This window comes from Arthrobacter sp. 05N33_2, from assembly GCF_056397425.1.
In genome coordinates this window covers 147,678-172,421 of sequence record NZ_JBFTNJ010000002.1, presented here as the reverse complement: position 1 = coordinate 172,421, position 24,744 = coordinate 147,678, and the positions used below count along the sequence as shown (strand labels likewise).

19 protein-coding genes are annotated in these 24,744 nt (G+C 70.3%); 11 read left to right on the top strand and 8 right to left on the bottom strand.

What is annotated here, in order from left to right:
* The first annotated feature begins 311 nt into the window (after nucleotides 1-311).
* From AC1DHX_RS03655 to AC1DHX_RS03645, 3 genes are all read left to right on the top strand, one after another.
* Nucleotides 312-929 (top strand): DUF4232 domain-containing protein, encoded by a 618-nt coding sequence (locus AC1DHX_RS03655; protein ID WP_476850652.1) that lies wholly within the window; start codon nucleotides 312-314, stop codon nucleotides 927-929.
* Between the two features lie 133 nt (nucleotides 930-1,062).
* Nucleotides 1,063-6,207: an Lhr family helicase gene (locus AC1DHX_RS03650; protein WP_476860100.1), complete on the top strand. Its 5,145-nt coding sequence runs from the start codon at nucleotides 1,063-1,065 to the stop codon at nucleotides 6,205-6,207.
* The gene (locus tag AC1DHX_RS03645; RefSeq protein WP_476860099.1) at nucleotides 6,200-7,066 is read left to right on the top strand and encodes a DNA-formamidopyrimidine glycosylase family protein; all 867 of its coding nucleotides are present in this window, start codon (nucleotides 6,200-6,202) and stop codon (nucleotides 7,064-7,066) included. The genes AC1DHX_RS03650 and AC1DHX_RS03645 overlap by 8 nt, the downstream gene beginning before the upstream one ends.
* Before the next feature lie 29 nt (nucleotides 7,067-7,095).
* On the opposite strand, the gene yczE is transcribed toward AC1DHX_RS03645, so the two are convergent.
* Nucleotides 7,096-7,794, bottom strand: a complete 699-nt coding sequence (gene yczE / locus AC1DHX_RS03640) for a membrane protein YczE (protein WP_476860098.1) — start codon at nucleotides 7,792-7,794, stop codon at nucleotides 7,096-7,098.
* A 61-nt stretch (nucleotides 7,795-7,855) separates the two neighbouring features.
* On the opposite strand from yczE, the gene yczR reads away from it, so the two are divergent.
* Nucleotides 7,856-9,421, top strand: coding sequence for a MocR-like transcription factor YczR (yczR, locus tag AC1DHX_RS03635; protein ID WP_476857791.1), 1,566 nt, complete (start codon nucleotides 7,856-7,858; stop codon nucleotides 9,419-9,421).
* Nucleotides 9,422-9,579: 158 nt separating this feature from the next.
* Here the strand turns inward: yczR and AC1DHX_RS03630 are convergent, their stop codons facing one another.
* Both AC1DHX_RS03630 and AC1DHX_RS03625 read right to left on the bottom strand, forming a co-directional pair.
* A complete protein-coding gene (locus AC1DHX_RS03630; protein WP_476860097.1) occupies nucleotides 9,580-10,272 on the bottom strand; it encodes an SRPBCC family protein in 693 nt (230 codons plus the stop codon).
* Entirely contained in the window at nucleotides 10,265-10,993 is a 729-nt protein-coding gene (locus AC1DHX_RS03625; protein WP_476860096.1) for a helix-turn-helix domain-containing protein, read from the bottom strand. The genes AC1DHX_RS03630 and AC1DHX_RS03625 overlap by 8 nt, the downstream gene beginning before the upstream one ends.
* Nucleotides 10,994-11,971: 978 nt before the next feature.
* Between AC1DHX_RS03625 and AC1DHX_RS03620 the strand changes: the two genes are divergently transcribed.
* Together AC1DHX_RS03620 and AC1DHX_RS03615 are read left to right on the top strand one after the other, a co-directional pair.
* Nucleotides 11,972-12,949 carry an RluA family pseudouridine synthase gene (locus tag AC1DHX_RS03620; protein WP_476860103.1) on the top strand — a complete coding sequence of 326 codons (978 nt, stop codon included), beginning with the start codon at nucleotides 11,972-11,974 and terminating at the stop codon, nucleotides 12,947-12,949.
* 27 nt (nucleotides 12,950-12,976) lie between these two features.
* Nucleotides 12,977-13,612: a DedA family protein gene (locus AC1DHX_RS03615; RefSeq protein ID WP_476850577.1), complete on the top strand. Its 636-nt coding sequence runs from the start codon at nucleotides 12,977-12,979 to the stop codon at nucleotides 13,610-13,612.
* On the opposite strand, the gene AC1DHX_RS03610 is transcribed toward AC1DHX_RS03615, so the two are convergent.
* The 3 genes from AC1DHX_RS03610 to AC1DHX_RS03600 form a co-directional block, all read right to left on the bottom strand.
* Complete coding sequence (locus tag AC1DHX_RS03610) at nucleotides 13,609-13,914, bottom strand: hypothetical protein (protein WP_476860095.1); 306 nt, start codon at nucleotides 13,912-13,914, stop codon at nucleotides 13,609-13,611. The two genes, AC1DHX_RS03615 and AC1DHX_RS03610, sit on opposite strands and share 4 nt — an antisense overlap.
* A 163-nt stretch (nucleotides 13,915-14,077) precedes the next feature.
* Nucleotides 14,078-16,891, bottom strand: a complete 2,814-nt coding sequence (gene ppc / locus AC1DHX_RS03605) for a phosphoenolpyruvate carboxylase (protein ID WP_476899861.1) — start codon at nucleotides 16,889-16,891, stop codon at nucleotides 14,078-14,080.
* A gap of 239 nt (nucleotides 16,892-17,130) precedes the next feature.
* Nucleotides 17,131-17,811 carry an NADPH-dependent F420 reductase gene (locus AC1DHX_RS03600; protein WP_476860094.1) on the bottom strand — a complete coding sequence of 227 codons (681 nt, stop codon included), beginning with the start codon at nucleotides 17,809-17,811 and terminating at the stop codon, nucleotides 17,131-17,133.
* A gap of 165 nt (nucleotides 17,812-17,976) precedes the next feature.
* Between AC1DHX_RS03600 and AC1DHX_RS03595 the strand changes: the two genes are divergently transcribed.
* The 4 genes from AC1DHX_RS03595 (at nucleotide 17,977) to AC1DHX_RS03580 (ending at nucleotide 21,183) form a co-directional block, all read left to right on the top strand.
* Nucleotides 17,977-18,993: an aldo/keto reductase gene (locus tag AC1DHX_RS03595; protein ID WP_476860093.1), complete on the top strand. Its 1,017-nt coding sequence runs from the start codon at nucleotides 17,977-17,979 to the stop codon at nucleotides 18,991-18,993.
* Nucleotides 18,990-19,583 (top strand): TetR/AcrR family transcriptional regulator, encoded by a 594-nt coding sequence (locus tag AC1DHX_RS03590; protein ID WP_476850574.1) that lies wholly within the window; start codon nucleotides 18,990-18,992, stop codon nucleotides 19,581-19,583. The genes AC1DHX_RS03595 and AC1DHX_RS03590 overlap by 4 nt, the downstream gene beginning before the upstream one ends.
* Nucleotides 19,584-19,683: 100 nt before the next feature.
* Entirely contained in the window at nucleotides 19,684-20,304 is a 621-nt protein-coding gene (locus AC1DHX_RS03585; protein WP_476860092.1) for a TetR/AcrR family transcriptional regulator, read from the top strand.
* A gap of 18 nt (nucleotides 20,305-20,322) precedes the next feature.
* Complete coding sequence (locus AC1DHX_RS03580; RefSeq protein WP_476860091.1) at nucleotides 20,323-21,183, top strand: DUF1684 domain-containing protein; 861 nt, start codon at nucleotides 20,323-20,325, stop codon at nucleotides 21,181-21,183.
* A 26-nt stretch (nucleotides 21,184-21,209) separates the two neighbouring features.
* On the opposite strand, the gene AC1DHX_RS03575 is transcribed toward AC1DHX_RS03580, so the two are convergent.
* Both AC1DHX_RS03575 and AC1DHX_RS03570 read right to left on the bottom strand, forming a co-directional pair.
* Complete coding sequence (locus AC1DHX_RS03575; RefSeq protein WP_476860090.1) at nucleotides 21,210-22,484, bottom strand: acyl-CoA dehydrogenase family protein; 1,275 nt, start codon at nucleotides 22,482-22,484, stop codon at nucleotides 21,210-21,212.
* Nucleotides 22,481-23,302, bottom strand: coding sequence for an SDR family NAD(P)-dependent oxidoreductase (locus AC1DHX_RS03570; protein WP_476860089.1), 822 nt, complete (start codon nucleotides 23,300-23,302; stop codon nucleotides 22,481-22,483). Before AC1DHX_RS03570 ends, AC1DHX_RS03575 begins: the two co-directional genes overlap by 4 nt.
* A gap of 194 nt (nucleotides 23,303-23,496) precedes the next feature.
* Between AC1DHX_RS03570 and AC1DHX_RS03565 the strand changes: the two genes are divergently transcribed.
* Entirely contained in the window at nucleotides 23,497-24,687 is a 1,191-nt protein-coding gene (locus AC1DHX_RS03565) for a glycoside hydrolase family 76 protein (RefSeq protein WP_476899860.1), read from the top strand.
* The last annotated feature ends 57 nt before the right edge of the window (nucleotides 24,688-24,744 follow it).

The window sequence follows — 24,744 nt, the reverse complement described above, 5'->3', positions numbered from 1 at the left end:
AAGCGGCATTAGCGTGAGACATTGAGGACCTCCTGGTCGCTGCAGCGGTTGTCTAAGCAACTCCACTGTGCAACCGGAGGTCCTCACCTTTAGGTCAACGACTCCAGCGAGTCATCACATTCACCGAACCAACGTCCCTGGGCAGTACAACTAGGGCAGCTGCTCGCCGGCTGCGGAATAGAGCACGCGGCGCAGTTGACCTCGGCCTATGCCGGGAAATCACAATCCGGACATCAATCGGGCTCCGTCGCAGTGGCATCGTTGACTAAGGCAACGGCGGGGATAATGGTTGAGCCATGAGGTCTCAGCGAATGAAGCACGCACTGGTTGTGACAACGGCTGCCGCGGCGGCCCTCCTATTCAGCGGCTGCGGGGGCAGCTCGACGCAGGCCCAGTCGGCCACGTCCCCGCCCAGCCCGTCTGCCACGGAAACCAGCCAGCCGCCCGCGACGTCCGCTGCCGCGCCGGAATCCTCCGCGGCCGCCGCACCGTCCACCGCCAAGGGCGGCCCCCAGCTGTGCAAGGCCGCAAGCCTGACCGGCACCACCGACGCCACGGGCGGCGGCGCGGCCGGCAGCATCTACATGCAGCTGATCCTGACCAACTCCGGCACCGAACCGTGCCTGCTGAAGGGCTTCGCGGGCGTCTCCCTCACGGCAGGGGCCGACGGTGAGCCGATCGGCGCCGCCGCCACCCGCGACGACTCGGGCCCGGTCACCGACGTCACGCTTGCCCCGGGCAAGGCCGGCACAGCCACCCTGCGCTACACCCAGGCCGCCAACTACCCGGACTGCACCAAGACACCGGCGGCAGGATTCCGGGTCTACCCGCCCAACGACACCGCGTCGCTGTTCATTCCGCAGCAACTGGACGCCTGCACCAACACGGAGATCAACCTGCTGACCATCGGTGCCTTCCAGCCCAAGTAACACCCGTCCCCCGCGTCTCTGATCCAGCGCGTCTGCGCTCCCACCCGTCCCGGGGCACCTGGCCCCCGCGGGACCCGCCGCCCCATGATGTGGCCCGGCCAATAGTGTCGGCGGGGTAGGGCATGATGGAGGAATGAAGGGGCAGGAGCTCGCCGGCGGCACACTCGCGGCCGACGCCATGGACCGGTTCAGCCGGCCGACCCGGGACTGGTTCCTGGGCGCTTTTTCCGCGCCCACACCGGCCCAGAACGGCGCCTGGAATGCCATCTCCTCCGGTGCGCACGCCCTCGTCGTCGCACCCACCGGCTCCGGCAAGACGCTCGCCGCGTTCCTCTGGGCGCTGGACCGGTTGCTTGTCTCCGCGCCCGCAGAGCCCGACGCCCTGCCCGGCCTGGACCCGGCGGCCAAGGGCGGGCGCCGGAAGCCTGCTCGAGGCAAGGCACCCCAGCGCAAGACCCGTGTGCTGTACATATCCCCGCTCAAGGCTCTCGGCGTCGACGTCGAACGCAACCTCCGCGCGCCGCTGATCGGCATCACGCAGACCGCCAAACGCCTGGACCTGCCGGCCCCGCTCATTACCGTGGGCGTCCGGTCCGGGGACACGACGGCGTCGGACCGCCGCTCGCTGCTCAGCCACCCGCCCGATATCCTCATCACCACCCCGGAATCGCTCTTCCTGATGCTGACGTCGAAGGCCCGCGAAACCCTCAGCGAAGTGGACACGATCATCGTCGACGAGGTCCACGCCGTCGCCGGCACCAAGCGCGGGGCGCATCTGGCAGTATCGCTGGAACGGCTGGACGCGCTGCTGCCCAAGCCCGCCCAGCGGATCGGGCTGTCGGCCACCGTGGAACCCAAGGAGCTGGTGGCGCAGTTCCTCGCCGGCTCGGCGCCGGTGGAAATTGTCGCCCCTCCGTCACGGAAGAACTGGGACCTGACTGTCTCCGTCCCGGTGGAGGACATGTCCGATCTCCAGGGCGCCGCCGGGGCCTTCGACTCCGGTCCGGCCTCCGGGCTGCAGCCCCAGGCCTCCATCTGGCCGCATGTGGAGGAAAAGATCGTGGACCTGGTGCTCGCCAACCAGTCCACCATCGTGTTTGCGAACTCCCGCCGCCTCGCCGAACGGCTCACCGCCCGGCTCAACGAGATCTACGCCGAACGCCAGCTCCTGGCAGCCGGCGGCGGCTGGACGGACTTTGGCGCCGGCGCCCCGGACTTCGACGCCGGACCGAATGACGTGCCGAGTCCGGTGCCGTCCGGCCGCGGGGGCATGCCGTCCGGCCGCGCCGCCGCGCAGCCCACATCCACCGCCACACCGGCCCACATGATGGCCCAGGCCGGGAGCACCGCCGGCGCCGATCCCGTGCTGGCCCGCGCCCACCACGGCTCCGTGTCCAAGGACCAGCGCGCCCTGATCGAAGATGACCTGAAATCCGGGCGGCTGCGCTGCGTCGTGGCCACGTCCTCACTCGAGCTCGGCATCGACATGGGTGCCGTGGACCTGGTGGTGCAGGTCGAGTCGCCGCCCTCCGTGGCCAGCGGCCTGCAGCGGGTGGGCCGCGCCGGCCACCAGGTCGGCGAAGTCTCCCAGGGCGTCCTGTTCCCGAAGCACCGGGCAGACCTGGTCCACACGGCCATCACCGTGGAGCGGATGCTCGCGGGCAAGATCGAGCGGCTGAGCGTACCGGCCAACCCGCTGGACATCCTGGCCCAGCAGACGGTCGCCGCCACTGCCCTCGGTGCCATCGACGTGGAGGACTGGTTCAACACGGTCCGGCGGTCGGCGCCGTTCGCCTCGCTCCCCCGCTCCGCGTTCGAAGCCACCCTGGACCTCCTTGCCGGGCGCTACCCCTCGGACGAATTCGCCGAACTGCGCCCCCGGGTCATCTGGGACCGGAACGCCGGGACCATCGAGGGCAGGCCCGGCGCGCAGCGGCTCGCCGTCACTTCCGGCGGCACCATCCCGGACCGCGGGCTGTTCGGCGTCTACATCATCGGCACCGAAGTCGAGGGCACCGGCGGTAGCGGCTCCTCCGGCGGCGCCAGTGCGGACGGCAGGGCAGCCAGCCCGGCCGCCGCCGCGGCCAAGGGCGGGCGCCGGGTGGGCGAACTCGATGAGGAAATGGTCTATGAATCCCGGGTTGGCGACATCTTCGCGCTCGGCGCCACCAGCTGGAAGATCGAGGACATCACGCACGACCGTGTCCTGGTCTCGCCGGCGTTCGGCCAGCCCGGCAAGCTCCCCTTCTGGAAGGGCGACTCCCTGGGCCGGCCGGTGGACCTGGGCCGCGCCCTCGGCGCGTTTATGCGCGAACTGGCGGCGTCCGACGTCGGGCCGGCCACCGAGCGGTGCAAGGCCAGCGGACTGGACGATTACGCCGCGAACAACCTGATCCAGTACCTCGCCGAACAACGGCTCGCCACCGAGGTGGTCCCGAGCGACACGACCCTCGTGGTGGAACGCTTCCATGACGAGCTTGGCGACTGGCGCGTGGTGCTGCACAGCCCCTTCGGCATGCCCGTGCACGCACCGTGGGCCCTGGCCGTGGGCCAGCGCCTGCAGCAGCGCTACGGGATGGACGGCTCGGCCATGGCCGCCGACGACGGCATCGTGCTGCGCGTGCCCATGATGGAGGATGAGCCGCCGGGCGCCGAGTTGTTTCTGTTCGACCCGGAGGAAATCGAGCAGATCGTGACGGCGGAGGTCGGCGGGAGCGCCCTGTTCGCCTCCCGGTTCCGCGAGTGCGCGGCCCGCGCGTTGCTCCTGCCCCGGCAGAATCCCGGCAAGCGGCAACCCTTGTGGCAGCAGCGGCAGCGTTCTGCGCAGCTGCTGGATGTTGCCCGGAAGTACCCGACGTTCCCGATTGTCCTCGAGACGGTCCGCGAGTGCCTGCAGGATGTCTACGACCTTCCGGCGCTGAAGGACATCGCCGCGTCCGTCGAGCGCCGCGAGCTCAGGATCGTCCAGACCACCACCCAGCAGCCCTCCCCGTTCGCGAAGTCCTTGCTCTTTGGCTACGTGGCCCAGTTCCTCTACGAAGGCGACTCCCCGCTGGCGGAGCGCCGGGCCGCCGCCCTGGCCCTCGATTCCACCCTGCTCAACGAGCTCATGGGCCGCGTTGAGCTGCGCGAACTGCTGGATGCGAAGGTCATCGAGGCCACCGAGCGCGAACTGCAGCGGCTGGCCCGCGACCGACAGGTGCGCGGGCTGGAGGGCGTCGCGGACCTCCTGCGCCTCCTCGGTCCGCTCTCGCCGGACGAGGTCGCCGCCCGACTGGAGCCGGTGGCGGCCCCAGCCCAGGGAAGCGAGGCTGCCGGGACCGCCGGGACTGACCAGACCGGCCAGGGGGGCCTGCCTGTCGAGACCCCGGCAACGGAGGCCGACGCCGCCACCCACCTCACCGCACTGCAGCGGGCCAACCGGGCGATCAAGGTCAACATCGGCGGCATCGAACGCTTCGCGGCCGTCGAGGATGCCGCCCGGCTCCGGGATGCCCTCGGCGTGCCGCTGCCCATGGGTGTGCCGCTGGCCTTCATCGAACCGGTCGCGGACCCCCTCGGCGACCTCGTCTCGCGCTACGCCCGCACGCACGGGCCCTTCACCGCCGCCGAGGCCGCGGCGCGGCTGGGACTGGGCGTCGCCGTCGTCGGCACGGCACTGAAGCGGCTGGCCGCGGACGGGCGCGTGGTGGAAGGAGAGTTCCGCCCGCACGCTGCGCCACCGGCGGGCACGTCAGCCAGCACGGCAGCCGGCGGTGAAGAATCCGGGGTGGAGGGATCCGGCGAGGAGGCGTTCCAGCCCGCCGTTTTGCCCACTGTTTTGCCTCCGGCCAGCGTGAGCGAATGGTGCGACGCCGAAGTCCTCCGCAGACTGCGCCGCCGTTCCCTCGCCGCGCTCCGCGCCGAAGTCGAACCGGTGGACGCCGCCGCCTACGGCCGATTCCTTCCCGCCTGGCAGAACGTGCGGACCCCGGGCGGCCGCGGGCAGTCCGCGCTCCGCGGCCTGGACGGCATTGTCACGGCCATCGACCAGCTCTCCGGCGTGCCCATTCCGGCCTCGGCATGGGAGCCGCTTGTCCTGGCCAGCCGCGTCTCCAACTACCAGCCGGCCATGCTGGACGAGCTCATGGCCGCGGGCGAGGTCCTTTGGTCCGGTGCCGGCTCGCTGCCGGGCAACGACGGCTGGGTGAGCCTGCACCTCGCCGATTCGGCCGAACTGACGCTGAACCCGTCCATCGACTTCGAACCCGGCGACGCGCAGCGACGGCTCCTCGAGCACCTGCAGAACAACGGCGGCGGCTACTTCTTCCGGCAGCTGACCGAGGTTGCCGGCGGCATGGATTCGGTGCTCAGCGACCAGGACGTGGTGGCAGCACTCTGGGATCTCGCCTGGGCGGGCCGGATTACCGGCGACACGTTCGCCCCCGTCAGGGCCCTGATCGCCGGCGGGCACACCGCGCACCGGCAGGTGGGGCGCGCCCCGCGGGCCCGCGCGCCGCGGCTCAGCCGGCTCGGACGGGCGCACGGCACCGGCCTGCTCGGATCACCGGGACTCACCGGCGGCCGGTACGGATCCGTGACCGGCACCGCGCCCGCTCCCCCGCTCGCCGCGGGACGCTGGTCCGCGCTGCCCTCCCCGGAGCTCGATCCCACCATCCATGCCCGGGCCACTGCGGAGCTGCTCCTGGACCGCTATGGCGTGGTCACCCGCGGCTCGGTCATGGCAGAAAACATCCTCGGCGGCTTCGGCCTGATGTACAAGGTCCTGGCCCGGCTCGAGGAAGCCGGACGCTGCCGCCGCGGCTACTTCATCGAACACCTCGGCGCGGCGCAGTTCGCCGTCCCGGCCACGGTGGACCGGCTGCGGTCCTACGTCGAGGACGCCGAGTTGCACAAGGCAGAACCGGTGGCCCTGGCCCTCGCCGCGACAGACCCCGCCAACCCGTACGGCGCCGCACTGCCGTGGCCTGCGCTCAACGTCGACGCCGGCACCGGCCACCGCCCGGGCCGGAAGGCCGGCGCCCTCGTGGTCCTGGTCGACGGCGCCCTGGCGCTTTATGTCGAGCGCGGCGGCAAGACCCTGCTCGCGTTCATCGACGACCCCGACGTCCTGGCCGCGGCCGGCACGGCCCTGGTGGGTGTGGTGACCCGCGGCGCGGTGGACAAGCTGATCATGGAAAAGGTCAACGGCCACGGCATCCTGGACACCCCGGTGGCGGCCGCCCTCGCCCAGGCCGGGGCCTATTCCACCCCCAAGGGACTGAGGATCCGTGCCTGAGGGCGATTCGGTCTTCCGCGCCGCCGCACAGCTGCACGCAGCCCTGGCCGGGAAGGAACTGGTCTCCTCCGACTTCAGGGTCCCGCGCTTCGCCACCCTGAAACTCGGCGGCTGGACCGTGGCCGAGGTGGTGCCCCGCGGCAAGCACCTGCTGATGCGCGTCCAGGGCCCGACGCCCAGCGACCGGCTCACCATCCATTCGCACCTGAAGATGGATGGCAGCTGGCAGGTCTACCCGCCCGGGGGCCGCTGGCGGAAGCCCGGCTTCACGGCCCGCTGCGTGCTGCGGACTGCCACGGCCGACGCCGTCGGGTTCTCCCTGGGCATCCTTGAGGTGGTACGGACCGACCAGGAGGACACCATCGTGGGGCACCTCGGCCCGGACCTGCTGGGCCCTGACTGGGACGCGGCCGAGGCCGAACACCGGCTGCTCGCGGCTCCGGACGTTCCGATAGGCGTCGCCCTGCTGGACCAGAGCAAGCTCGCGGGGATCGGAAACATCTACCGGTGCGAGGCCTGCTTCCTCGCGGGAGTCCATCCGGCGTTGCCCGTCTCGGCAGTGCCGGATCTGGCCGCCATCATTACCGACGCCCAGGTCCTGCTCTCCGCCAACCTCGGGCCGGGCCGGCGGACCACCGTGCTGAACGCGCGGGGCGTGCCGGTGGGCCGCACCGCCGGGCGTCCCGGTTACTGGGTTTACCGGCGCGAGCACCAGCCGTGCCTCAAATGCGGTACTCCGATCCGCCGCGGCGTCCTGGGCAAGGAGAACGGCGCCGGCACTTTCACCGAGGAACGGGACATCTACTACTGCCCCACCTGCCAGCCCCTGCCGGGCCCCGGGACAGAAGGCGCCGGCTGACGGCGCCCGCGGGAATTAACCCGCGGAAATCAATCGGCCGGGCCGCTGCCCGCCGCCACCGGTACCGCCGCCACGGCAGCGGCGGCTTCCGTTTCAGAACCGGACGTTTCAGTTCCTGCGGCTTCAGTTCCGGCCTCAGGTACCGGACGCGCTTCCGGAACGGTGAACCGCGGCAGCAGCAACTGCACCAGGGGGCCAATGGCCAACGCGTACAGCACCGTGCCCACACCGATCGAGCCGCCCAGCAGCCAGCCCGCGCCAAGGACCACCACTTCAATGCCGGTGCGGCATACCCGGACCGGCCAGCCCGTTCGCCGGGCGAGGCCCGTCATGAGCCCGTCCCGTGCGCCCGGGCCCAGGCGGGCGCCGATGTAGCAGGCGGAGGCGACGCCGTTGAGCAGCACGGCCCCGACGAGCAGGCAGATCTGGCCGCCCAGATGCGAAAACTGTGGAATCAGGGCCAGCCCGATGTCCGCGAAGACCCCCACCAGCACCGCGTTGCACAGGGTTCCGACGCCGGGCCATTGCCGGAGCGGGATCCACAGCAGCAGCACCAGGAAGCTGACAACAACCACCACCGTGCCGAGGCTGAGCCCGGTCCTGGCCGCCAGCCCCTGGTGGAGCACGTCCCACGGCGCCGTGCCGAGGCTGGCGCGGATGACCATGGCGAGGGAAATGCCGTAAAGAGCGAGGCCGATCAGGAGCTGGAGGAGTCTGCGGGTCAACATGGTCTCCATCCTCCACGAAAACTGGCCTTGCAATCCATAGCCAGTTTGAAATACTGGCTCTATGTCCGTCTCTTTGACTCCGGGGTCGCTGGCCCGCCTGCTGGGCGAGTGGAACGTCGGTGCCGCCCCCGCTTACCGCGAGCTGGCCGACGTCGTCCGCCTGCTCATCCTCGACGGCCGCGTAGCCCTGGACGTCGCCCTGCCGAGCGAGCGCTCGCTGGCAGCGGCCCTTGGCATCAGCCGCACCACGGTGACGGCGGCCTACGCCCTGCTGCGAGAGCAGGGTTTCCTCAGCAGCGGCCAGGGCAGTCGGAGCCGGAGCTGCATCCCAAGCCAGGGGCCCTTGCATGCCGGCGGCCACGACGGAGCCCTGCGGCTAAGTGGCGCGCCCGGCCTGGCGGTGCCGGACGGGATCCTGGACCTGGCTTACGCCTCCCTGCCCGCGAGCGGCGAAGTGGTGCACCGGGCGTTTGCCGCGGCCCTGACCGAATTGCCGGCCCTGCTGCCTGGCTTCGGCTACGACGCCCTGGGCGTGGGCCCGCTCCGGGAAGCCATTGCGGCCCGGTACACCGCCGCCGGGGTCCCGACAACGGCCGCGCAGGTCCTGGTCACCTCCGGCGCCCAGCACGCGCTGAACATTGTGCTCCGCACATTGGCCGGGCGGTCCGGGACCAAGGTGCTGGTGGAGCATCCGAGCTACCCGAACGCCCTCGACGCGATCCGGGCTGCGGGCTGCCGACCGGTCCCGGTGGCCATGCCTGCCGCAACACCCGGCGGCACAGGCCATAACGGCGCAGTCCACGGCGGCCGTCTCCACAGCCCAGGCGGTAACGGCCTTGCCCACAACGGCGCAGGCGGCTGGGACCTCGAGGCCATGGAAACGGCGCTGCTCCAGCAGCGGCCCGCGATGGCATACGTGGTGCCGGACTTCCACAACCCCACCGGCCGGCTCATGCCCGATTCCCAGCGGCGCCGGCTCGTGAAGGCGGCCGCGGCGTCGGGCACTGTGCTGGTGGTGGACGAGACGCTGCGCGAGTTGAACCTCGACGGCGCCGCCTCGACCCCCATGGCCGCTTTCAGCCCGGCGGTGGTCTCCCTCGGTTCCCTCAGCAAGTCGCACTGGGCAGGGCTGCGCACCGGCTGGATCCGCGCCAGCGAGCCCCTCATTCAGCGTTTCGCCGCTGCCCGCACCACCCTGGACCTGGGCGGGCCGGTGGTGGAGCAGCTCGCCGGGGCGCATCTGGTCAATGCCATGACGGAGCCGCTCCCCGACAGGCTGGCCGCGCTGCGCGGGAACCGGCACAAACTGGTGGAACTGATTCGGGAGCACCTGCCCGGTTGGGAGCCCGAATGGCCCGTCGGCGGCCTGTCCGTCTGGTGCCGACTCCCGGCGCCGATCAGCACGGCACTGGCGGTGCTGGCCCCCGACGTCGGGATCCGGCTCGCCGCCGGCCCCCGGTTCGGCGTCGGCGGCGCGTTTGAGCAGTACTTGCGGTTGCCGTTCACGCTGCCACCGGAGCAGCTGGAGACGGCCGTGCTGGCATTGCGTTCGGCGCAGGACCGGCTGGAGGCCTCCCCGCAGCTGCGGCGCAACCTGTCGTCCCCGCCGGCCGCGGCCATCGCCTGAACCGAGTCGCGCACAGGCCCGTCCCGCGACGCCCTTTCTTTCCCGCGCCTCGAGGTCGCCGGAAACGTCCGAAGTCGCCGGACCATTCCGGCGACTTCGGCCCGTTCCGGCGAACTCGAACGTTCAGGGCATCGCCAGGCAGGATGCGCGTCGCGGGATCAGGCGTAGACCTTCGTCAGGAACCCGGCCCAGGCCTTCGCCGTCGCCCCGGCGTCCCCGCTGCCGCTGAAGTCGTGCACGGTCATGCCCACCGGCGCGCCGAAGGCGTTGCGCCCGAAGAAGCGGTACATCGTGTCCGCGGTCCGCAGGCCGAGGAAGTTCTCGTTGGCGAAGTCCACTTCGCCGGCCAGCGGCCCGACGCCGTCGAGCTCCAGTTCCACCGTCTCCCCCGGAGCGGCAGTGTCGACGCCCAGGGCCCGCTTGAGCCGGTCGAAGCCGTCCGGGGTCTGCGAAGCCGCGGGTGCCTGGATGTCCGCGAAGACCACGGGCTTGCCGTCGAAGTACTTCAGGTACTGGCCCAGGGTGTTCAGATAGAACGCCGTGTGCTTGCTGGCGCCGTCGTACTGCTCATCCCAGTTGTCCGCAAAGATGCCGCTGTGCACATAGTGCAGCCGTGCCCGGCCACCGTCGAGCGCTTCCAGGACGTGCTCCAGCTGGTTGAACCAGCCATCCGGACCGTCCATCCGGGACACCAGACGGGTGGGGTATTCGTCCACGGTCCGGACCGCCGGCCATTGGTCCGTGGGGAACATCCAGGCCGGGGTGTCCTTGGTGACGGCCTCCCACACCCGTTCCGGGGTACCGGGCAGTTCAGTGTCGTAGACGATTTCGAATTTCCGTTGGTCAGTCATTGTCCTGCTCCTTGGCTTGTGGGGTTGTTTGTGGGGTTGCTGTTTGTGGGTCTGGGTGCGCTGCCTTCAGCTGCGGCGCCTTGAGCGCCGGGTGCAGCGCGACGACCAGGCGGTGCTTGCGTCCCTCCGGCCGGCGACCTGCCTGGGAACCTGCCTGCGGATCTGCCGGGGAACCTGATGGGGAACCTGAGGGGAGGTCACCGCCGTCGTGGAATTTGTCCACGAGCCTGGTCACGGCGACGCCGAGCTCCTCGGCGAAGGCCGCCCGGTCCGCCGCCGAACGGAAGGTGATCTCGCCGTCGATGGCAAAGGTGGCGAGTTTCTGCCGGGCCGCGGCCGCTCCGGCGATCAGCTGCCCCATCTCCTGGACCATGCGGGCAGCGAGTGCCAGCAGCCAGAAGGCAGAAGAGCGGTCCGAGAACCGGTGCGGGTCCGGCGCCACCGAGGCCAGCGCCGCCGGCGAAATCAGGTACGACGCCGCCGTCGCCCGCAGAATGCGTTCGGTCACGTTGCCGCGCCGCCGCTCCTCGACGAGCTCGACGAGCCCATGCCGCTCGAGCGCTTTGAGATGGTAGTTCACCTTCTGCCGCGGCAGGCCCACCCTCGCGGCGAGCTGCGTCGCAGATCCGGGCTCGGCCAGTTCGCGCAGGATCCGCGTCCGGATCGGGTCCAGCGAGGCCTCCGCCGCGGCCGGATCCTCAATCACTCCGATGTCCAACATGCTTCCAGTCTGACCGCCGACAATTTTATTTGTCAAGAACTTTTTTCTCGTCGGCGCTCGTATGCGGGCGGCGGCGCATGGCGAGGTCGCCGGAAGCGTCCGAGGTCGCCGGATGTTTCCGGCGACCTGGCACGACTCCAGCGAACTGAAGCTCGGGCCCGCGGCGGGAGAGGACGGCGGGCGGGAGGGGACGGCGAGTAGGCGAGGGAGTCGGGCGGCGGCAGCGCGCGGGGCGTGACGGGCACAGGTCGGCGGCGCATCGCGAGGTCGCCGGAAGCCTCCGAGGTCGCCGTATGTTTCCGGCGACTTGGCACGGGTCCGGCGAACTGGAGCTCGGGCCCGCGGCGGGAGAGGACTGCGGGCGGTGGCTGCGGGAAGGCGAGGGACCCGCACGGCGGGGGTGTAACGGGCGCAGGGCGGGGGTGGCATCGCGAGTTCGCCGGAAGCGTCCGAGGTCGCCGTATGTTTCCGGCGACCTGACACGGGTCCAGCGAACTGGAGCTCAGGGCGGCCGCCGCGGGTCGGGGCTGGGGTTGGACGGGCGCAAGGGAGGGGTGGCGGCGGCATCGCGAATTCGCCGGAAGCGTCCGAGGTCGCCGCATGTTTCCGGCGACCTGGCACGGGTCCGGCGACCTGGCACGGGTCCGGCGAACTCGCGCACGGGCCCCCGCGGGAGGGGACGGCGGGTAGGCGAGGGACACGGACGCCGGCAGCGCGCGGGGCGTGACGGGCACAGCTCGGCGACGCATGGCGAGTTCGCCGGAAGCGTCCGCGGTCGCCGTACGTTTCCGGCGACCTGGCACGGGTCCGGCGAACTGGAACTCGCGGGGCGGGTCGCGGGGGCGGGTCGCGGCGGCGGGGGCGCGGGGCGGTGCAGGGCCGGGTCGCGGGGGCGGGTCGCGGGGGCGGGATCGCGGCGGCGGTCGCGGCAGCACTGCGCAGGGGCGCTGGAGGCCGGGCCCGTAGAATGGTCGGGTGATGCAATCCCCCCTTCCCGTGCGCGACGGCGTCAACGCGACGCGTCTGCGCCTGCCGGACGAGGGTCCCTGGGAGACCGCGCTGGACTACATGATGCACCGCTGGGGGCACATCGATCCGCAGGGCATCGAGGACCGGTTCGACGCCGGCGAGATCGTCGGCGAGGCAGGGATCGCCCTGGACCGCACCACGCCGATGCAGGACCACACGTTCATCTGGTACTACCGGACCCTGCCGCCGGAGACCCGGATCCCGGTGGAGCTGAACATTCTGCACCAGGACGATCACCTGCTGGTGGTGGACAAGCCGCACTTCCTGCCCACCACCCCCGGCGGGACCTACATCCAGGAATCGGCCTTGGTTCGGCTCCGGAACCAGCTCGGCCTCCCGGACCTGATTCCCATGCACCGTCTGGACCGCATGACCGCCGGCATCCTGCTGCTCTCCACGAACCCCGAGACCCGGGGCAAATACCAGGTGCTCTTCGAAAAGCGCCAGGTCCAGAAGGAATACGAGTGTGTGTCCGCCGCGGAGCCCGCTCCGGGCCATCCCCCGGTGGACTTCCCTGTGGTGGTGCGGAACCGGATGACCAAGTCCCGCAGCTACCTGCTGGCCGAGGTCGTCGACGGCGAACCCAACGCGGAAACCCGGATCGAGCGTCTGCGCACGTTTGACGCTTCCGGCGCACCCGACGGTGACGCACCCGACAGCGCACCCGACGTCGACGGCGGCCCGCACCGCCGCGCGCTGTACCGGCTGGAGCCGCACTCCGGGAAGACCCACCAGCTCCGCGTGCACATGGCCTCGCTGGGCCTCGGGATCGTCAACGATGCGTTCTACCCGGAACTGCTGGACAAGGCTCCGGACAATTACGCCAAGCCGCTGCAGCTCCTGGCCCGCGGGATCCGCTTCGTGGACCCCATCTCCGGGAGCCCGGTGGAATACCGCAGCAGACTGGAACTCAGCGAGGCACGCTAGCGGCTGGAAGTGCGGTACCTTGTGCCCATGGACTTCGGAAATGCGGACAGCTGGGGCGCCGCGATCTATTTCTGGATCTTCCCCTTCGTGATCGGCGATGCGATTTTCCCGCCCGTCCCCTCGGAAATGCTGGTCATCACCGGCGGCGCACTGTCAGCCGAGGGCCGCATCAACGGCTTCCTCGTCGTGCTCCTCGCCGCCGCGTCCTCATGGCTGGGTGACCTTCTCGTCTTCCAGCTGTTCAAGCGCCGGCTGAGCCACGTGCTCGACCGCTGGAAATGGGGCCTGGGGTTCCACGCGGCGGTGCATTCGGCGATCGCGAAAGCCGGCCGGTCCTCCACCTACGGCGCGATCATCGGCCTCCGCTTCATCCCCGGCGGGCGGCTTGCCACGACGGCCGCGGCGGGCATCGCCAACGTCTCCACCCGCGGGTTCAGCCTCTGCGCGGCCCTCGGCGGCCTGCTCTGGGCAACCTGGTCCGTGGCACTGGGCTATTTCATGGGCTCCGCCACCGGGCTGCCCTTCTGGGCGAGCTCCCTGATCGGCGTCGGCGTCGGGCTGCTGGTCGGAGCGGTCGTGGGCGTGATCGTGACGCGGCGCCGGGGCAACCCCTCCCCCGTGGAGTCCGCCGTGATCGACCCGGACGAGGAACTGGACTTTTAGACGGGCGCCCAGCGGCCGCGGCTGCGGCGCAGCACGGTCAGCGCGCCGGTGAGCGCAACGCGTTCGACGGCGTCGCGCATCATGGCTGCCGACTCCAGCGCCTGGCTGTTTTCGGCGCTGTAGGCGGTGGCCTCGACCAGGAAGCGCAGGTTCAGCTGCGGTACGCCGCCGGCGAGCTCAAGCTGGTGCGATTCGACGTGGTGCCGCGTCCCAAGCGCATCGATGGCCGCGGCCATGACGGTTTCGGGAGCGGTGCCCGGCTTGAGCCCGGTGATCTTCAGTCTGGTCTGGAACGACGGCATGGAACAACCCTAGCCGCGCCGCCACGCTCCCTCACCTTCCGCACCCAAAACCCCAACGCTCCCTCACCTTCCGCACCCAAAACCCCAACGCTCCCTCACCGGGAGAGGGAGCGTCCGGGGAAGAACCGCAGGATCTGAGGGAGCGTCTGGGCCGAGGTGCAGGCTACCCGGTGTTGCGCAGCCCGGCGGCGACTCCGTTGACCGTGATCAGCATGGCCCGCTGGAGCCGTTCGTCGATCTCGGCCCCCGTCATGCCCGCCGCGGCCTCGGCCCGGACGCGGCGCAGCAGTTCCACCTGCAGGTAGCTGATGGGGTCGAGGTACTGGTCCCGGATCTCGAGGGAGCGCTTCAAGGTGGGCTGGGCATCGAGGATCACGTGCTCGCCGGTGAGGTTCTGGATCTCCTCGACCGTGAGATCATATTCGGCCCGGATGGCACGGAACAGGTGGTGCAGTTCCGCCGGCACCAGGGTGGAGACGTAGTAGCCGGCAATGTCCATGTCCGTCTTCGCCAGGGTCATCTCAACATTGGAGAGCACCGAGCGGAAGAAGTGCCAGCCCTCGATCATCTCCTTGAGCTGGGCCGAGTTACCGGCCTCGCGCGCGGCTTTGAGGCCGGAGCCCACGCCGAACCAGCCCGGCACGATCTGCCGCGACTGTGTCCAGCCGAACACCCACGGGATGGCGCGGAGCCCTTCGAGCCCGGCGCCGGAGTCGGGGCGCTTGGACGGACGGGATCCGATGTTGAGGGAACCCAGCTGCTCCACCGGGGTGGAAGCCATGAAGTAGGCGGGCAGATCCGGGTCATCAATCAGCGTGCGGTAGCGCGCAAACGCGGCGTCGGAGACGGTTTCCATGACGTGGCCGTAGCGCACGCGCTGGTCCTCCGAGGTGCGCGGGGTGCGGTGCAGGGCCGAGCCCTGCAGTACCGCGGCCAGGGAGAGTTCGAGGTTTTCGCGGGCCAGCTCCGGCAGGGAGTACTTGTCCGAGATGACCTCGCCCTGCTCGGTGAACTTGATCTCGCCCTCGAGCACGCCGTTGGGCTGGGCCATGATGGCATCGTAGGTCGGCCCGCCGCCGCGGCCCACCGAGCCACCGCGGCCGTGGAAGAGGCGCACACGGACGCCGTGCTTGGCGGCCACGTCGCGGAGCTTGCGCTGGGTCTTGTAGATTTCCCACTGGCTCGTCATGACGCCGGATTCCTTGTTGGAGTCCGAGTAGCCGAGCATGATTTCCTGCACGTCGCCGCGGAGCCGGACGAGCTCGCGGTAGGAGGCATCGGAGAGCAGCCGGTCCACGATCTCGGCCGAGGCGCGGAGTTCGTCGACTGTCTCCAGCAGCGGCGCGAAGCCGATCTTGGCGTAGGGCGCCTCGCCGAACAGGCTGACCAGGCCGGCCTCGCGGGCCAGCACGGCCGCGGCCAGGACGTCGTCCGCGCCGCGGGTCATGGAGATGATGTAGGTCTCGATCACGTCGGGGCCGTAGGTGCGCAGGGCCCGCCGGATCTCCCGGAAGACGTCGTAGGTGCCGTCGGCGACGCCGTCGAGCTTGATCGGGTGGCCGGAGAGCGGGCGCCGGGACGCAAGTTCGGAGCCCAGCACCTCGAGCCGCTCGGCGCGGCTGAGTTCCGCGTACCGGACACCGGGCCCGCCAAGGCGGTCCATGAGCTGCCCGACGGCGTCGTGGTGGTGGTCGGCGTGCTCGCGGATGTCGAGGGTGGCCAGGTGCAGGCCGAAGGAGGCGATGGCGCGGCGGACCCGGGACRGTGCGCCGTCGGCGGCGAGGGCCGCGTGGTGGTTCCGCAGCGACCGTTCGAGCAGGCCGAGCTCGGCGAGGAGCTCCGCGGTGGCGGTGTAGTCGCGGCCGGGCTCGTGCGCGGATCCGGCCGCGACCCGGCGGCCGGTGTTGATCAGCTTGGCCTTGATGCAGGTGAGTTTGAGCCGGTAGGGCTCCTGAGCGTTCAGCTCGAGGACGCGGCGGTCCAGGCCAGGCAGGTTCCCCAGGTCGACGTCGATCGAGTCCAGGAGCTCCTGGTCCGCCCCGGCCAGCGCAGTCGAGTTGGACAGGATGGAGATGAGCCCGTCGATCAGGCCGATGCTGATCCGAACGGCGTGCTGGTTCTGGATCTGGAGGATTTCGCGGGTGACGGCGGCGGTGACGTTGGGGTTGCCGTCGCGGTCCCCGCCGATCCAGGAGCCGAAGCGGATCGGGGCCTTCTGTGGCGGCAGCGTGACGCCGTGCTCGGCAAGCAGCTCGGAGAGGTCCGAGAGCATTTCCGGCATGGCGTCGCTAAGGATGCCGGTGAGGTAATAGATGGCGTTCCGGGCCTCGTCCACGGGGGTGGGCCGGACCTGGCGGAGCTCGTCCGTCTGCCACATCTGGTCGATCACTTCGGACAGGTGGCGGTCCTGGCGGCGGCGCGCGGAGGTGCCCTCCGCCGTGGATTCGGACAGGATGTCCGAGAGCCGGCGGATTTTGTCCAGCACGGAGCGGCGGGAGGCCTCGGTGGGGTGTGCGGTGAAGATGGGGCGGACGTCGAGTTCATTGACGACTTCCTGCAGCACGGAGTTGCCGGCCTGGTCCGCGATCTCCTCCACGGCCTTGGCGAGCCAGCCGTCCTTCTCCTGCCGGGTGCGCAGCCCGCGGACCCGGTGGACCTGCTCGGCGGCGTTCGCCAGGTGGAAGTAGAACGCGAAGGCGCGGACCAGGTCGGTGGCCTGCTCCAGCGGCAGGGAACCGAGCAGTTCACGGACCTGGGCGACGACGTCGTACGAGCTCCACGGCCCTGTAGCGTCGGCGCCGCCGCGGGCGGCTTCCTTGGATTCCTTGGTCAGCAGGCGCACCTGCTCCACCAGGTCCAGGAGCTCGGGGCCGTGCTGGCGGACCAGGGATTCGCCGAGGAGGGTGGAGACCCGGCGGACATCAGCCCGGAGTTCGGCGGCAAGATCGGTGTCGGAATGCATTGCAGTGTCAGCCATGGAAACTATCTTTCGAGGGGTCGACTTGGCTCGTACACTGCGCTGGATACTGTGAGCCCGATTACTTCTTCCCATGGGATGTTACCCGCAGGCACTCCCTGCTGGAATTCCGTCTCAGATAGTGTCAGGCCCCGCCGCGCCGCCCCGACGTCCCTCCCCCGGGACCCCAACCAGTTCGCAGCAGGAGCCGTTCTGAGCGCCCAGAACGGCCCCTGCTGCGGGCTTGGCGGGTGAGGGGGTTAGCGCGCGATCTTGAAGTTGAACTCTCCGGTTCCCAGCGCGCCCCAGATCCGCAGCCAGATCGGCAGGATCATTTCCGCCCCGCGGGCACTCGCGATGTCGCCGAGATCGATCACGTCGCGGTGGCCGAAGCCCTTGAGGAGTTCCGTCACGGCCGCCTTGGCGCCGGCGTCGTCCCCGGAGACGAACACCGTGTGGTCACCGCCGGCCACCCGGGCCGGATCGACCATCACGGACGCGGTCATGGTGTTCAGCGTCTTCACCACCTTGGCCTCCGGGAAGGACCGCTGGATCTCTTCGCCGAGGCTGTCCGTGTTCACCGGGTTCAGCGACGGCGGCATGCCCTGCGAGAAGTCCAGCGGGTTGGCGATGTCCATGATGATCTTGCCGGCGAGGTTCGGGGTCCCCGCTGCGGCCAGCGCGGCCAGCGAGCCGGCGCCGTTGGTGGCATTGACGATCAGCTCGGCGCCGGATGCCGCGTCAGCAAAGGCGGCGACGTCGACTCCGGCGTTTGCGGCGTGCCACTCGGCGAACGGCGCGGTGCCCATCATGTCCGGCTCGGTCCGGGCGAGCGTCGCCTGCGGGTCGCGGGTGCCGATCACGACGTCGTGCCCCAGCCCTGCCAGTGCGCCGGCAATCGTGCGCCCCACCATGCCGGTTCCCAGTACTGCAATCTTCATGGCGTCCTCATTCTGAAGTCGTGTAGTAGACAGGTTCGTCTACGTGTGGGCATGACGCTATCAGACAGACCTGTCTACGGCAATAAGAGCATGCCGACGCCCCGTCCACCCCATCTCAGCTGACAAAGATTGAAATCTGTCAGCTGATTGTTGTATGGTCATCGCATGACAACTTCCACTCTCGGCACCCCCCGCACCCTGGGCTCCACCGGCCCCAGCACCGCCGCCATCGGCCTCGGCCTGATGGGCATGTCCGATCTTTACGGCCCCGCCGACGACGCCGAGAGCGTCGCCACGATCCAGGCCGCCCTCGACGCCGGCGTGACCCTGCTGGACACCGGCGACTTCTACGGCATGGGCCACAACGAAATGCTGCTGCGCGAGGCGATCCGCGGCCGCCGGCGCGAGAACGCCCAGATCAGCGTGAAGTTCGGCGTCCTGCGCGATGCCCGGGGCGGATGGAACGGCGTGGACACCCGTCCGGTGGCCATCAAGAACTTCCTGGCCTACACCCTCCGGCGCCTCGGCACCGACTACGTGGACATCTACCGGCCGGCCCGCCTGGATCCGTCCGTTCCGGTGGAAGAAACCGTGGGAGCACTGGCCGAGCTCGTGCAACAGGGCCTGATCCGCCACATCGGCCTCTCGGAGGTCGGCGCCGACACCCTGCGCCGCGCCAACGCCGTCCACCCGGTCTCCGACCTCCAGATCGAGTACTCCCTCCTCTCCCGTGGCATCGAGCAGGACATCCTGCCGGTGGCCCGGGAGCTGGCCATCGGCATCACGGCATACGGCGTGCTGTCCCGCGGCCTGGTTTCCGGCCACTGGCCGGCCGCCGGAACTGGGAACCGGCGCGACTTCCGGGCCCACCTGCCCCGGTTCTCCGGCGAGAACCTGCAGCGGAACCTCGAGCTCGTCGAACGGCTCCGCGGCATCGCGGACCGCAAGGGCGCGACCGTCGCCCAGCTCGCCATCGCCTGGGTCCTCTCCCGCGGCGAGGACATCGTGCCCCTCGTCGGCGCGCGCCGCCGCGAGCGGCTCACCGAATCGCTGGGAGCAGCCGAACTGGTCCTCTCCGGCGCGGACCTCGCGGAGATCGAGGCCGCCGTCCCGGCCGACGCCGCCGCGGGCACGCGCTACGACGCAGGCCAGATGGCCATGCTCGACAGCGAACGCCGGTGACCCCTGCCGCCGTCGTCCTGACGGAAGAGCGCATCCTCGACGCCGCGGAAGACGTGCTGCGGCGCTTTGGGCCGGCCAAGGCCACGGTGGTTGACGTCGCGAAGGCCCTGGGCGTCAGCCACGGCAGCGTGTACCGGCACTTCCCCACAAAGGTGGCGCTGCGGGACGCGGTGGCCCGGCGCTGGCTGGACCGCCTCGCGGAGCCGCTGGATCCCGCCCGCGATACGGACGGCCCTGCCGCGGAACGCCTGCTCCGCTGGCTCGAACGCCTCGCGGCCATCAAGCAGGGTATGGCGCTGAACGATCCGGAGCTGTTTGCCACGTTCGGCCAGCTGACCGCCGAGGCGCGGGAAGTGGTGGCGGCCCACGTTGACCACCTGGCCGCAGCGCTCACCGAGATCATTGCCGACGGCGTCAGCAGCGGCGAATTCGCCGTCCCGGATCCGGTGCCGGCCGGCCGCGCCGTCCTGCACGCCACGGCGCGGTTCCACCACCCGCTGCACGCTTCGGAATGGTCGGACCCCGCCATCGGGGCCGAGCTGCGCGAGGTCTGGCGGCTGCTCGTGCGGGGTCTGGCCGCCCGCCCGTAGCCGCCGGATCAGGCGGGGGCGGGCCGGCGGGACGTCATTGACGAGGTACAACGCGAATGACATTGCGGCGTAGACAGACTTGTCTGTGTACGATTGAGCCATGACCTCGCCAGCAGCCACTGCCGCCCCGGCTGCCCGCACCCCCGCCGGGCATGCCAGGGAGAAGATCCTGGCGACTGCCTTCCGGCTCTTCTACGCGCAGGGTTTCCGGGCCGCCGGCATCGACACCATCATCGCCGAGTCCGGCGTCGCGAAAGCCACGTTCTATAAGTACTTTCCGGCCAAGGACGACCTCATGCTGGCCTACCTGGAGAAGGTGGACAGCGCCTGGACCGGGCAGCTGCACGCCGCCGCCGAGGCCGCCGGCGAGGACCCGGCCGCGCAGCTCGTGGGCCTGTTCGATGCCCTGACAGCCGCCTGCCGGCGCGACGGCTACCGCGGCTGCGCTTTCATCAACGCGGCCGCCGAGTCGGCCGCCGGTACCCGGGTCCACGACCGGACCGTGGCCCACAAGCGGCAGATCCGCGCCTGGATCCGGGACCTCGCCGCGCGCGCGGGCGCCCGGGACCCGGACCAGCTCGCCCGCAGCCTGACCCTGGTACTCGACGGCGGCCTGGCAAGCGGGGTGCTCGACGGCGACCCGGCCGCGGCCGCCGCAGCCGGAACTACTGCCGCCCAGCTCGTTGCGGCCAGCCTCAACACCCCACCCGCCACCAGCTGAAACCCCTTGGAGGTGCCCATGACCGCCCCTGAACCCGGGACTGGCTCGAAGCCCACGCCTGATGCAGTGCAGAACCCGCAGCTGGCCCGCTGGCAACGCTTCCGGAACAGCCGCAACACGGCCCTCGCCAGCGAGCACGGCTGGCTCACGCTGACCTCCTTCCAGTGGCTGGAAGGCGAGCCGGCCGCCGTCGAGCTCGCCCCCGGCCTCTGGTCCACGGACGGCACCGCGGCGTTCCTCACGGCCGTCGCGTCCGACGGTCTGACCCTCGTCGAAACCGGCGAACCCGTGGACGGGACCATCAGCGCCGTGCTCGCCGACGAGGAATCACTGATGTGGGTCCGGTACGGCGGCGACGACGGCCGCCAGGTGGTGGTGGAGCTCGCCATGCGGGCGGACAAGTACGCCATCCGCACCCGCGACTCCCAGTCGCCGGTGTTCACGGAGTTCGATGGCGTGCCCACCTTCGGCTTCCGCCCGGACCTGGTCATCGAGGCCCGGTTCGTGCCCTACCCCGAGCCTGTGGATGTCCCGATCGGCACGGCCAACCCGCTCGTGGACGGGGTCCACCGCTCGGTCGGCGAGCTGGTCTTCCGGCTTCCCGGCGCGGACCACGAGATCCACCTGCAGGCCGAGGAGGAGAAGCTCGGTGCCCTGACGGTGACGTTCCACGACGAGACCAATGGGGAAAGTACGGACGAGTGGCGGAAGGTGTCCACCGCAAAACCCCGCCCGGACAATACCGTGATCCTGGACTTCAACCGGGCCATCAACTACCCCAGCGCCTTCACCCCGTACGGCACCTGCCCCATGCCGGTGCGGAACAACAGCCTTGATGTGAAGATTGAGGCCGGCGAGAAGGAACCCGGCCTCTTCTAAACGGGTCTAAACGGTCAAGCCGTCTTCTAGACGATCGCGGACACCCCGGTGACGGCGCGGCCCGTGATCAGGGTGTTGATCTCGAACGAGCCCTCGTAGGTGTAGATCGCCTCGGCGTCGGAGAAGATCTTGGCCATCCGGTAGTCGGTGACGATCCCGTTGCCGCCCAGCAGGGACCGGCCCATCGCGACGGTTTCGCGCATCCGGGCGCTGACATAGGACTTGGCGAGGGCCACCTGCGGCATGTCCGCGGCGCCGGCGTCCTGCAGCTGGGCGATCCGGACCATCATGCCCATGCTGGCCACGGCGTTGCCGAGCATGGTGACCAGCTGCTGCTGGACCAGCTGGAACTTTGCCAGCGGGCGGCCGAACTGCTGGCGTTCGACGGCGTACTGCCGGGCGACGTCGAACGCCGCGAGCTGCTGCCCCACACCCTGCCAGGCCACCATGATCCGGGAACCGCGCAGGAGCTCATTGGTGTCCTCGAAGCTGCTGATTCCGGCGAAGCGGTCCGTTTCGGCCACCCGGACGTCGGTGAAGACGATGTCCGCGTTCTGCACCGTGCGCAGGGCAATCTTGTTCTCGATCCGGCTCCGGCTCACGCCCGGCAAGGTGGCGTCGACGATGAAGCCGCGGATGCCGCCGTCGGCCTCGTCCCGGGCCCAGACCAGCATGTAGTCGCAAAACGTGCCGTTGCCGATCCAGCGCTTGGCGCCGTTGAGGACCCAGATGTCGCCGCCGCCGGCCGCGCCGCCGGGGACCCGGCGGGCCCGGGTTTCCATGCCGCCGGCAACGTCCGAGCCGTGGTCCGGTTCGGTGAGGGCAAAGGCACCGGTGGTGCGCAGGCTTGCCGCGTCCTCGAGCAGGCGCGCCTTCTGCCCCTCGGAGCCGAAGCCGTAGAGAGACTCCACGAAGAGGTCATGGTGGACCAGGAAGAAGGTGGCGAGCGAGGTGTCCACCCGGGTCATCTCGGCGATGACGATCCCGGCGAACAGGTTGCTGTAGCCGCGCTGGGCCGGGGCGCTGAGCTCCAAGGCGGCCAGCTTGGGCAGGATGTGGGCCGGGAATTCGGCCTTGTTCCACCAGTCCGTGGCGAACGGGGCAACCTCGACGGCCAGGAACTCGCGCAGCTGCGCCAGCTTGGCCCGCTCCGCCGTGCTGAGCAGGGCTTCGTAGTCGAAGAAGTCCGCCGTGGGCAGCCCCGCCACAGAGGGTGCGGCCACTGTCGGTGCGGCCGGGGCCGCCGTGGCGGCCGGCCCTGTCGCGGTCACTTCGGCAGCGGCCATCTCAGACCCGGTCATTTCGGGCCCATGCGGATGGCACCGTCGAGGCGGATTGTCTCGCCGTTGAGCATGGCGTTCTCCACAATGTGCGCGGCGAGGTTCGCGTATTCGGCCGGGCGGCCCAGCCGTGAGGGGTGCGGCACCTGCTGGCCCAGGGAGTCCTGCGCCTCCTGGGGCAGGCCGGCCATCATGGGAGTCTCGAAGATGCCCGGCGCGATGGTGACCACCCGGATCAGCGAGCGCGCGAGTTCGCGGGCAATCGGCAGCGTCATAGCGGCGACGGCGCCCTTGGAGGCRGCGTAGGCGGGCTGGCCGATCTGCCCGTCGAACGCGGCAACGGAGGCGGTGTTGATGATGACGCCACGTTCGGGGCCGCCGAGTTCCGTGGCGGCGGGCTCGGTGGCTGCCATGGCGGCCGCGGCGAGGCGGATCACGTTGAAGGTGCCCACGAGGTTGATCTGGATGACGCGGTTGAAGGCCTCCAGCGGGAGGACGCCGCCGCGGCCCAGGACCTTGCCGGGGGTGGCGATCCCCGCGCAGTTGACCACGATGCGCAGCGGGCCCAATGCTGAGGCGGCGTCGACGGCGGCCTGCACCTGCGCCTCGTCCGTGACGTCGGCCGGGACAAAGACGGCCCTGCGGCCGCCTCCGGCAGCAGCTTCTCCGGCGCCGGCAGCGGCGGATGCRGTCAGTTCGGCGGCAAAGGCGTCCCCGGCGGAACCCGGCAGGTCCACGAGGACCACCGACGCGCCGGCGTCGAACAGGCGCCTGGCCGTGGCCGCTCCGAGACCGGAGGCCCCGCCCGTGATCAGCGCGACAGTACCCTTGATGTCCATCCATCCTCCTTGATGTGGAACCGAACCCCGGCGGCGAAGCCTCGACGCGGGCGGCGCCTGCAGAGGCGGCCCGCGGGGAACATTAGTTAGTGAATGTTAACTGGAATGCGGCCAATGCGCACCTTTGGGCCGCACACGCCGAGCGCGCAGTCACAGTCGCGGGCCGGACGGGCTCCCGCGATTACGCTTGAGCCATGACCCGAKCCGACGCCTCCGCCCCCAACTGGTCCTTCCGTGCGGACGAGGCCGCCCGCTCAGTGACCAGGCTCTTCGGGCAGCGGCTCTTTTTCCTCCCCGGGACCCACATCGCCGCGATCCTCCGGCCCTCGGGCCGGCTGAAGAACCTGTCCCGGCCCTGGCACTACTGGTGGCAGGCACACTACCTGGACTGCCTCGTGGACGCCGGCCGCCGGGAACTGGGGCCCCCCGGGCATCCGGGAGCCAAGTTCGACGGCGAGAACCGGCCCAGCGCCGGCCGGCTCGCCTCCCGGCTCGTCACAGGCATCCGGCTGCGCAATTTCCTCACGGTGGTCAACAACTACTACGACGACATGGCCTGGCTGGCCCTTGCCACGCTCCGGCTGGACAAGCTCGCCGAGGACACCCGCAAACACACCGGCCGGGAGCGCAACGCCAAGGTCCTGCAAAGCCTGACCCTGCAGTTCGACTCCGCTTCCACGGACGACCTCGGCGGCGGTACATTCTGGAGCACGAAGCGCGACTTCAAGAACACCCCCGCCACCGCACCCGTGGCCCTCTACTACGCGCGGACCGGCAACCGGACCAAGGCGCAGTCCCTGCTGGACTGGCTGGACGCCAGACTCTACGAGCCCGGACAGGGCCTGTACCGCGACGGCCTCCGGATTTCGGGAACGGGCGAGGCGGTGCTGGAAGAGACCATCTACACCTACAACCAGGGGCCCGTCCTCGGCGCCCTGCTGGAACTCGGGGGCGAGCCCAACCTCGGGCGTGCGGCCGCACTGGTGGACGCCGTGGCGGCCAACCTCACGCAGCCGGCCCCGCTGCTGGGCCGCACCGCCGCGGTGCTGCGCTGCGAGGGAACGGGCGACGGCGGGCTCTTCACGGGGATCCTCGTCCGCTACCTGGCCCTCGCCGCCGTCGACGAACGCCTCCCAGCCGAAACCCGGGCCACGGCGGCGGCGCTCGTGAACGATACGGCGGAGGCCCTCTGGGAGGGCCGCCGGATCCTCCGTCCGAACGACCGCCTCGCGCGCCGCGGCAGCCATCTGGTCTTCTCCGACCGCACCGACGCGCCGGCACGCCGCAGCTACCCGGAAGGCGCCGCCGTCGAGCTCTCCACGCAGCTGCAGGCCTGGATGGTGCTGGAGGCGGCCGCCTCGATCGCGCAGGCGCCCGCCCGATAACCCGGCGACAATTACGTCACGCAATAGTATCGTAATTGATGTGATCCTCATCACTTA